Here is a 10,935-nt window from a genome sequence, read left to right on the forward strand (position 1 = left end):
TCTCAAGTCAGCACGTGACGGTTCTCACCTATCTTAGCCGCGAGGGGCTGGTAAAACTTACGTCCAAACGGTGTGACCTCTGAAGCTAAAAGTCCATTCTCGCACGGTCGGTCATCGTCCCAACCCGGGTGACTAACCACGGGATAAAGGCAAATTCCCTCCAAAGGAACACCGGCTCGCATGGCACACTCTGCTTGAGCGACAACGTACTCGAACCACGAAGCGCGTCGTTCGTTCTCGATTCCTGTCTCCGCGATCACGATTGGCTTGCCATAGCGGGCATAGGTCTCAATCAAGATTTTAGCGAGAGGCTTGTAGAGTGGGTGGCCGATGTCAATTGGAGCGCCCCCATGTATCCACTGGTTCTCGAAATAGTAATTGACTCCGATTATGTCGAGATGGCGTTCGCTGCCTCCGATCTGCGGCCACAGCCGACCCGCGATCATGTCCCAGCCCTGGAACTGCGATAGCCGATGCGCCTCGGCCACGCTTTTCTCCAAGGGACGCAAAGGATCCGCGACAACGTTGATTATGGGGTCGCAATGAACGAAGCGGGCACGCGAATCGACAGCAAGGATCGCCTCCATCGCCGAGACCGTTGCACGCACGAGCTGCGCTTTGAGTTCGAAGCCTCGCCCGCAGGCAAACGGGTTCAAATAGCCTACGTCGCCTCCTCCCCATGAGAAGAAAGATATTTCGTTTACCGGGCAGTAGAAGGGAACATCATCACTCTCCTCCCGAACAACCTTGGCGCAGGCGCCGGCGAACCTCGCAAATCGATCGACAAAGCGCGGGCACCAAATATCGATATCGCTCGGCCAGCCATAATGCAGCAGATCCCAGATGACCTGTGTGCCGGTCTTGGCTGCCGCCTCCAACATCGGCCGAATACTCGTCCAATCATAGTTGCCGGCGTTATCGATCATGTGCCAGCGAAACCCGTCGCGAACAGTACGGATGTTGAAGCCTGCGAGCTGCTGATAGTCCTGGGCCGCATAGCGGTCATGTTCGACGGCCGCGATCATGTCCAGGCGGCGGCCTCCGGCTTCGTCGTGACCCGGCCTAAGTCGATGAGTTGAGCACTCGAAGCCTCCTTGCAGGAAGGATCTAAAAAGCCCCGTGGGATGCGCTGGCTTTCGCTCATCGAGAACCTCGACAAAGAGTTTCTGCCACTGAGGGAGACACGCTTCGACAGAATAGGTTAACTCGACCTTCCGCCGTAATGCTAATCCAAGTTGGCGTCTGCGGTCCGGAGCATCGATTAGCAGACGGATCTGCCGGGCAACCGCTTCCGGTTCGTTGTATGGGACAAAGATACCGGACACGCCATCCTGAATCTGCTGAGCTGCGCCGTTGTCGGGCGTGGCGATGACGGGCAGTCCCGCCGCACCCGCCTCAGCAATGACGTGGGGCATACCTTCTCCGCGTGAGAGCCAGACGAAGATATCGAAGGCCGCCAACAGATCAACGACATCCTCGCGGTCGCCAAGAAATTGAAGGCGATCCTTTAAGCCCCGTAGGCGCGCCAGTCCCTTCAATCCCTCCGCATAACCCGGATTAAAAGCGTCCGGCCCCCCGACGATGACGAACCGGGCCCGATCCTCACGGGCACTGACAAGGGCGGCGGCTTCGATAAAGTCCTCGACGTTCTTCTTCGGATCAAGCCGGCCGACCCACCCGATTAGAATTTGGTCGTCAGTTGTTCCAAAACTAGACCTCATCTTACGGCGGCACGTTGATTTGACGTCCGAGATTTCAACCATAGACGGGATCTCCACCGCAAGCTCCTCTTTTCCCGGCATGCGAGACGCTGCGGCATCACGAATCGAACGGCACACACCAACGTATCGGGTCGTATAATGCTTCGGTCCCGCCAGCGCTTCCGAGACGAGCCCTCCATGCTCGATAAGCGGCGGCCGCAGATGCAACCGCTCCAAAGCGGGATAAACGTCGGCGACGTTCTGGCACGAAACAATCACGTCATAGCTCGGGATCTTTGCGGCAAGATAGTTCACGGTGTCTTCAAATGAGAGCTCATAAGGTGTGGTATCAACATCGACATCCAAGGCGCGAAGCTGTTCGTGGGTTTGCTCCGGCATGCCGGGTCTGTGAAAACAGGCGATGACATCAATCAAAAAGCGTCTTCGATCGAGGTTCTTGGCGAGCAGTCGAACTTCGGTTTCTTCGCCACCGACAACCAGCCACGCGAAAACGAATAGAATGCGAACGGGCATCGCTTCGGTGTTCATTCGCCCACCTGGAATACGACCTGCAAGAAATCCAGGCGTTTTTCAAGAAGATCCCTCAGAAAGGCCGGCGCGTCATCCATCGGGACGACGTGGGTAATCATATGCTCTCGGATGGAACCGCCTTCGGTCGCCAGAAGGTCTACGGTGGCAAGAGCAAGCCTTCGTCGGTTCCAGAACGGTGCGAGCCCCCTCGGGACACGATTGATCTGGGCGCAGCGGATGTTGAGACCGTTGTGGTGAAATTCCTCACCGAGCCGCAGGGTGTCAGCACCTGCCTGATAAAAGGCGAGATCAATTACCGTTCCTTGCGGCCGCAAGGCCTTCAACCCGCTATGTAAGCTGCTAGCGTGGGCCCTTGTTTGAAAGACGAAATCAGCGCCCCGCCCCATCGCACCATCATGCCAGTAGGCCTTAGCATGCTGCCACGCCTGATCCTCCGACACGGCGTGCAGCCCCAAGGCTTCAGCCTTGCCACGCCGGAAATGAGAGGGATCCGCGACCACCACGTCGGAAGCTCCTAGCGATCGGGCAAATAGCGCCGTCATCAAACCCACGCTTCCAGCTCCAATGACGATCACTGGACGACCCTTTATCCCAGCGCCGAGGTAGGGAATGTTTGCACCAAATGCTTCTGCATCGGCATGTAGGATGCCGTTCGCCGCGATTGGTCCCATTTGAGCGACCAGGACACCGAGGAGTGGATCGATTCCCGGAGGTAGCGGTACGAGGAGATCATGGACGGGGTTCGCGATGTGCCCCGTCTTGTGAGCATACGTCGTGGCAACGATCGCTCCCTGGGGTAAGCAGTCGACACGAGAGTCGCATATGCGCGCGACTTCCATATACCCTAAGAATGGAACAGGGTAATGCAGTTCAGGCTCACTTTCTATAAAGACTCCGCGTTCGCCATCAAAGCGTGAGCGGAAATATGGGTTCGTATTCTTCAAGAAGGTAAGTTCTGTGCCGGCCGATAGACCGGTATAGATGGTATCCAGCCGTACCTCGCCGTCCCCCGGCGGCCCCTCCTCGTATTCAAAAAAGTAGGGTTGACCCGAGGCTTCGACCCCGAGCGAGCGGACCACGCGATAACCCGGCTGCAGCCCCCGCAGCGGCTCGGATCGGGGCCGGAACTGGAGGGGTGCGAGCGCAATCGGCTCCGTCGGCGGCTGATCAAGACGGACTGGCTCTCCGAGGCGCGCGGAAGAAACGATTGCGTGAGCAAGACGATGGGTCGCAAGTGCCTCGCTGTAGGGGCACCGAATGCGACTCTCGCCTCCGCGCACGGCGTCCACGAAGGCGCGATCCTCGCGCCAGACCGGGTCTCCGTCCGCACTCCGGACCGGTCGACCTTTTCCGACATCTACCATGATCTCCCGATCGGTCAATTCAATGGCCAACCGATCGGCGAAAATGTGCAGCCCGACGCGGTGATTCCAGCCGAGCAGACAAGTGGAAGCGATGTTCGCGATCACTCCTGTTTCGAAGGTCAGGCTCGCGGTGCTTACCGTCGGAACGTCAAGGCCGGGGAAGTCCGGCCGGTCCTTGTGTCCAATGCGGCCATACACCTCGGTGACCTCCCCCACCAGGAAGCGCACAAGGTCCAACAGGTGGGTTGTCTGCTCGACCATCTGTCCGCCCGATCTATCTTCCCTCCACCACCATCGTGGTGGCGGTGTCGAGTCCAGCCAATAGCCTGATAAGAGCTGGGCTGGGTTTTCGGCGAGAAGGCCGCGCGCTTCATCAACGATATCGAGGTAGCGCCAATGGTATCCGACGGCCGTAATAAGGCTTTGGTCGGTAATGGCTGCCGAGATCTTTTCGGCGGTGGCAAGGTCCAACGACACCGGCTTCTCCACGAAGAAGGGAATGCGGCGTTCGATCAAATCGAGCTCGAGCTCGCCATGTGCAAACGGTGGGACGCAGACGTAGACAGCGTCAGGTTGAACGGTAGCCAGCATCTCGCGTTGATGGGCAAAAGACTTTGCGCCAAAACGCATGGCCGCCTGATCGGCTCGCGAGAGGTCGGGGTCTGCGAAGCCGACGACATCGACGTCATCGAATTCAGCTAAAATGTCGAGATGGCGCTGAGCGATACCTCCGGCGCCAATGAAGGCGATACGCGTCTTTTCCATGAAGTTTTCCTCTTGCACGGATTGAGTTGGGTTGCTCAGGAAGCGGTCGTATATCGCCGCCGTCTCGGCTACCATTCGATGAGCAGAAAATTTGGCCTTGTAGCGTTTACGAGCTTCCTCGCCGATGTTCGTCGAGCGGCGTGGTTCGGCGAGGGCGCGACAGATGACGAACGCCAATGAGTTTGGATCGCCCGGTTCGGCGAAAAAGGGATAATCGTTCCCCAATGCCTCCATCGTCCCAGCAATTTTGGATGCGACGACCGGGAGGCCGAGTGACATGGCCTCGAGAACGACAAGTGGCAGGCCCTCGAAACGCGATGGAAGAACAAACAGGTCGGAAATTCGCATCAGATCAGCGATATCCGATCTATGGCCGAGAAAGCGAACATGGTCGGTTATGGCAAGTTCAATCGCCCGATGCTCAACGGCGTCCCGCTCTTCGCCCGACCCCGCAAGCAACAATATCACGGACGGCTCGGCTTCAAGTACAGAAGGCAGTGCCCGCAACAGCGTCACGTGATCCTTCTGGGCAGAGAAGCGGGCCACGGTTAGTAAAACACTCCTGCCGACCAGTCCCAGCTCCTGTTTCAGCCTGGCGGCAGAGTTCGACCGCTGAAAGGGGAAAACACCATTGTGAACGACGCTCAGACGTTCGCGTCCAATCTGCTCCAGATAGCTTTCGCGCGACGCCTCAGACACGACGATGAGATGAGAAAGAGCTTCCGTTTCAATACGGTATTGCGCGCATTGTTCGGGGTCTGTCAGGAGATAGGGTAGATGCTCAGTTCTAATGATTGGGATGCCTTTCGCCGTGCCAGCCGCGGCAAACGGGTGCCCCTCCCATCCAATACCAGCATGTACATGCAAAAGACCGAAGTTTGCTCTCATCAACCAGTGGCGAAAGTCATCGTGATTTTTGGAGAGCTTTACACGAAGGCCATATCGCGCTGCACGCGGAAGGAAGCCGCTCCTATCCTCGCCGATCATCGCCAGGGTTACGTCCCACCGCTCGGTCAGCCCGCGGCCCAACGCAAGCATGTGCTCCCCCATGCCCGACGGGTCGAGACTATCAGTCGCCAAAAGAATGCGTGGCTTATCGGTCCCGCTGGACATCGGCCATCACCCTGCCCTCATGCCGCTTTTTCAACCGCCTGTAAGTCGCAAGCGCCTGACCGACGACCTGATCCATGTTGTAGTACTTGTAGGTGCCGAGGCGACCGACGAAGGTCACTTCCGACTGCTCGCGCGCCAACGCTTCGTATCGCCTGTACAGCGCTTGGTTTTCGGGCCGTGGAATAGGATAGTAGGGATCTCCATCGGCGCAGGGATATTCGTAGCTGATACTGGTTTTTGGATGTACTTGGCCCGTCAAATGCTTGTACTCGGTGACGCGAGTATAAGGCACGTCCTCCAATGGATAGTTGATCACTGCGACAGGTAGCGCGCGTCGCAAATCCTGAGTTTCATGGCGAAACTCGAGGCTTCGATAAGGCAGCGTGCCGAAGCGATGGTCAAAGTACTCGTCGATCGGGCCGCTGAAGATAAGATGCGGTGCAAGGCCCTCCCGCCTGAGGTCGCTGAAATCGGTTGCGACCATGACGGTGATATTCTCATGATCTAGCATGTGTTCGAACAAGCGGGTGTATCCATCGCGTGGCATGGCTTGGAACGTGTCTTGGAAATAACGGTCGTCCAAGTTGGTGCGCGTTGGAAGGCGCGCGGTGACCGAACGATCCAGATCGGCCGGGTCAAGCCCCCATTGCTTGCGAGTGTAGCCTTCGAAAAAAGTTTGATAAAGGTCCAAGCCAATTTGAGAAATCACGACATCGCGCGACGTCATGACGGGATCGCAGGGAACTGCCCTTTCTGCCAAAAATCGAGCGGCATCCGCTTCGCTTGAAAGATTGATCCCGTAAAATTCGTTCAGCGTCGAGCGATTGATAGGCATCGGAAGCCGCAGATTGCCTACCTGTGCAAGAACGCGATGCTCATATGGCCGCCACGCCGTAAACCGAGAGAGATAATTGAAGACATCCTCGCTGTTGGTATGAAAAATATGAGGACCATATTTATGCACAAGGATCCCAGCCTCGTTGTAATGATCATATGCGTTGCCGGCGATGTGCGGTCGCCTGTCGCACACAAGAACTTTCTTTTTGCCGTCCTCGGCTAGTCGCTCGGCAAGTACCGATCCGGCAAAACCCGCCCCGACAATAAGATAATCATAAGGCTTCCGCAGACGGGCGTGAGCCTTGGGCAGGTATGCAACCGCGGGTTCGGGGCGGTCGGCGCCCCTGCTCGCCACTGTGCGCTCGATGATGCTCGACATGTTTCTGAAGGTGGCATCCCACGACGATTGCCCCAGCAGATGATCTACCGCGTCTACCCAGGTGTTATCAAAGCGAGCCTGTACGATTGCTGCATCGCAAGCGTCGGCGAACCCATCCGGATCGTCCGCCAAATAGACGCCCGGTAAGGATCCGTAAGTGCGAACGACATCGACAATGCGCGTACTTACGACAGGTCGCCCCGCAGCAAGATATTCCAAGGTTTTCGTAGGACTGATGAACCGCGTGGCTTCGTTCAGTGCAAAGGGCATAAGCGCTGCATCCCAGCCAGAGAGGTAGGCGGGGAGTTCCGCATAGTCTTTCTGGCCCAGGTAGTGGATATTTCGAGTTCTCGGCAGATCCTCGGGGGCAATCTTCGCTACAGGTCCGAGCATGACGAATGAAAGTTCGGGGCGTGCCGCAGCCACGGTCCCTATCAGGTCTAGATCAAGCCTTTCGTCTATGACACCGTAATATCCAAGGCGCGGCTCTGGAATCGCCGCCTGGTCGGGCGGCTGCGGCAAAATTTTTCTCGCCGCGTGGAAATGGAAGGCATCAACGCTTGAAGGGAAAGCGTGGATGTTGTCATGGCGATCTTTTTTTGCCTCGTAGAGGCTGACGCCGCCCGTAAAGACGGCGTCAGCACGTGCCATCAGAGCCTCCTCTGCTATTTTCAGTTCGGGGGGCGCGAACTTGAAATTAGCGAGTTCGTCCATGCAATCGTAGATAACCGCGACCGCGTCGACGTGCCGAGCGAACATAAACATTAGCGGTGTGTAGAACCACAATATCGGTCGACGGCCGCCATGGAGAAGAAGCAGATCGTCAAGCAAGCGCCGGAGTGACCGCTCGCGGGTCTCCTCGCCCCATTCGTGCGGTATGCGCGGGCGGATCGCCTTGACTGTCGTACCCTCAAACGGATGGATCTCCAAATAGGCGAGATGATGATCCGTCGGTATGAATTCCTCAAAAAAGAATACCTGCCGCTCCTGTGCGAAACGCTGCATAAGATGTTGCGGCCTCTGGAACACGAAATCCCATCGCAGATGGGAGAAGCACATGAGTGGAGAATCGGAGGGCAAGGCAGCGAGGGATGGTGATAACGAGCGGAGAAGATCCATGAGCAACCTCGAATAAACAGCCTCCTAAACTTCGAACGTCAGGACAGGTTCCAGGGGGGAAGCGATTTAATAATGCGCTCGAGCTTTCTCACGCTATGTGCCCAGCTCCAATTCGCGAGCACGACGTCCCGAGGGGTGAATTCGTCGAGGTTGTCGAGCATTTCTCTGATGCCGATATGAAAATACTCGGCCGTCGCCGTCCGCCCAGTTAAAGGTGTGATGTATTGTAGGCCGCATTTGAGGTGACTGTTAGCAAGTACTGGAATACCAGCTAGCATGTATTCGGTTAGGATGGCCGGAGCGCCGTCATCGATCCCACACACCACTCCGAGCCGTGCCTGGTTCATCAATCTGTTTACCTCGTCGAACGAGACCCCCGGTGGGTCAACAAAATCAACGTTAATGCCAAGCTCCGTGACCTGTCGGTGCAAATCTTCGATCATTTCGCCGTATCCGCAGACACAGAGCGCTCGTATTGACCGGGGTAGCCTTTCAAGGGCCGCAAATAGGATGTCGTGCCGCTTATAAGGCTGCGCGGCAGCAACGTAGATCACGTCGTAGGTCTTGGGCAGGTTCAAAGGCGTAAATGTCAGGTCTGAAGCAAATTCAGGCCCGATCGGCATTATTGCGGTCTGCACATGCGGATGACGCGAGAGCACTACGTCCGATTGCCACTTGGCACCAGTCAGGATTAGGTCGAAGTGACGGCTTACCTGGAATGGTACACGAAGCGCTGGCGCGTCGATCGAATTGTATATTTTTATGCTATCACGACACGACGCCATAATGTCTTCATCGACGCCGAGCCCCCACACACAAAGGATCTTTGGTGGACCGTATGCTTCGATGTGTCCCAGCATATCGTTAGAAGCAAAGGGGGGATCTGACCCGTTCAGTCGAAATGCACGCCGGGTGAGGAGCGGACTGGATCCCATCGAACTTGGAGGCGGCGTGTTGCCGCGCCAATGGGTCCATATCTCGGCACATTGAACAAGACCTGCTTTGAGAGCCGCAAGGGGAAGCCGTTCGAGATAACCTCCTCTGACCTCGACCGCTTCTGCAGATCTCAAGGCAAATGGAGCATTTCCACGCGAGCCGGCAAGCCACTGATCGCGAAACCAACTAGCAGATGGAATTTCTTGATCGCTCCAATCTCCATCTTGGAAGTCGCTGACAACTACAATACGGCTGAAGTTTCGCATTGAGTTAATGATCAAAACTGTGTCTCCAAGATCTTGTTGAGAGCAACGGCTTGCTCTTGTTGAATCCACTTTGTTTCATCGGCGGCTTGCATCGCCTTTGCCCAACCGAAAGAGCTAGGAAGGAGTTCCCTGAATTTAACGAGCACAATTTTCGGCTTCGCGCGATTCGATGACGCAGGCTTTCGGTCTTCTGCCTGCCGCCTGCTATAGAGGGCATGTCTCCGGCCGGTGCTCAGCATTCTTAAACCACGCCGTGCGCTGCAAAGGATGCGCGATCTGCACGATTGGCCGGTTTGTGGTGAAGACGCTGTGTCTTGATAAGCACTGAGTCTACAATCCTCGTATGTTACCGCGGCTATCTTTGTCGCCATTTCCTCTGTGTACAACGTCGGACGGCCCTTTTCGGATTTCGCCATAAGGTTCCAAGGTCTTTGATGGATACCAGCTTGCCGCGCTGGACAGACTCCCGCTGAAGTGCCTCGGCAGCTGGCCATCAACACCAGTTCGACGATCATCATCTTCCTATTGGTCTTCGGCCTGCAGAACAGTCAGAATAGAGATGGCAATTCGTTACAGGCGAAGCTCGACGAGCTGATCCTAACGTCTCAGGCGCAGAACAAGTTCGTCGGCATCGAGAAGCTCGACGAAGCGGCCTTGCGACGGATGAGCAAGCCACTTGCTGATCAAGCAGAACGCGTCGAAGGCGTCGCCGACAAAGCATCGAAGCGAGATAAGGCATCCGCTTGACTGCAGCTTACTTTATTTCGCTTGGATTTAAGAGGCCATCGGGCCCCTCTGCAATGTCTCAATCGCGTCATGATGGCTGTCCTGACCGGATCCCATGAGAAAAGCCAGCTGTAGGATCACGCGCGGGACACGTGACAGCGACGAGCGGCCGGGCATGTATCTCGCCAGGGGCCAGGCTGCGGCTTTGCCTAGCGGAACGCCAAGCGGGGCGAGGAAGCGGCCGTCGTAGCGGCTCGTGGCGTCGACACCTATCTCCTGCCTCCGACTTCATCGATGTGGTGCAGCAGATCGGCCGGATCCTCATAGACCCTGATTGCACCGGCGTCGCGCAGTTCCTCCCGGCCATAGCCCCCGCTGAGAAGGCCGATTCCGAGCGCCCGGCAGCGGATCGCAGCGAGCATGTCCCAAATGCTGTCTCCAACGACCACAGAGTTTTCGATAGGAACCTTCAAAGCCTTGGCTGCGGCGAGGAAGAGATCAGGATCCGGCTTGGCATATTTCACCTGATCTCTCGTTATGACTGGCAGCGATCTCGGGTCTCACACCCAGAGCGGCAACGTTGACCGCGGCTGTCTCAAGCCTGCCGCTGGTGGCGACGGCATAGGGTATCCTTTCGCTGGACAACCATTGAAGCAATTCGACTGCTCCAGGCAGAGGCTTTATCTGGCTGCCCAGCCGACGGTAGGCAGCTGCGTGCAGCTGACGCAGGCGCTCGTTTTTCTCATCAGTTATCGCTACGGCAGTTTCTCTCAACAGCTGGTTGGTGAACAGTCCGCCGCTCATCCCAATCTTTCGGTGAATCCGCCAGATCGAAAGCTCGATTCCTTCTTCGTCCAACGCTTCCTTCCACGCGAGTACATGTTGATAGACGCTATCAACCAAGGTTCCGTCGAGGTCGAAAAGAAAGGCGTGTTCGATACGCATGTCCTAGCCCTTTCGTGCTGCGGCCGATGGTGACCGACGTGAAAAGTTGGCCAGAGGCCAGTGCTTGATGATCCGTTTAAGGTTCCGCGATCTCGCCGTGAGACTGAATCCTTCTTGAATCCATTTTAGACAAATCAGGAAGGGTAAGAAGCCTGGGCATATTCATTGACATCCACAAGGCCCAGGCACTTTCCCTCATCCATGCCATCCAAGACCACTCCATAGCTTAGGAT

4 protein-coding genes and 2 pseudogenes are annotated in these 10,935 nt (G+C 56.5%); 1 reads left to right on the top strand and 5 read right to left on the bottom strand.

Features of this window, described 5'->3' with window-relative positions:
• Positions 1 to 2 precede the first annotated feature (2 nt).
• Genes ACPYOI_RS32345 through ACPYOI_RS32360 form a run of 4 tightly spaced genes read right to left on the bottom strand, consistent with a single transcriptional unit; the run spans position 3 to position 9,031 of the window.
• Positions 3 to 2,249, bottom strand: coding sequence for a glycosyltransferase (locus ACPYOI_RS32345; protein ID WP_481418263.1), 2,247 nt, complete (start codon positions 2,247 to 2,249; stop codon positions 3 to 5).
• Complete coding sequence (locus ACPYOI_RS32350) at positions 2,246 to 5,494, bottom strand: glycosyltransferase (RefSeq protein ID WP_481423912.1); 3,249 nt, start codon at positions 5,492 to 5,494, stop codon at positions 2,246 to 2,248. Before ACPYOI_RS32350 ends, ACPYOI_RS32345 begins: the two co-directional genes overlap by 4 nt.
• A complete protein-coding gene (glf, locus tag ACPYOI_RS32355; RefSeq protein WP_481423913.1) occupies positions 5,475 to 7,829 on the bottom strand; it encodes a UDP-galactopyranose mutase in 2,355 nt (784 codons plus the stop codon). Before glf ends, ACPYOI_RS32350 begins: the two co-directional genes overlap by 20 nt.
• Positions 7,830 to 7,867: 38 nt before the next feature.
• Positions 7,868 to 9,031 carry a glycosyltransferase gene (locus tag ACPYOI_RS32360; RefSeq protein ID WP_481418264.1) on the bottom strand — a complete coding sequence of 388 codons (1,164 nt, stop codon included), beginning with the start codon at positions 9,029 to 9,031 and terminating at the stop codon, positions 7,868 to 7,870.
• Between the two features lie 483 nt (positions 9,032 to 9,514).
• Between ACPYOI_RS32360 and ACPYOI_RS32365 the strand changes: the two are divergent.
• Positions 9,515 to 9,778: pseudogene (locus tag ACPYOI_RS32365) on the top strand (low affinity iron permease family protein); the annotation flags it as partial.
• 248 nt (positions 9,779 to 10,026) lie between these two features.
• Here ACPYOI_RS32365 and ACPYOI_RS32370 read toward each other — a convergent pair.
• A pseudogene (locus ACPYOI_RS32370) lies at positions 10,027 to 10,702 on the bottom strand (HAD family hydrolase).
• Positions 10,703 to 10,935: the final 233 nt, after the last annotated feature.

It is taken from the genome of Rhizobium sp. SVR5-2C (assembly GCF_056755115.1).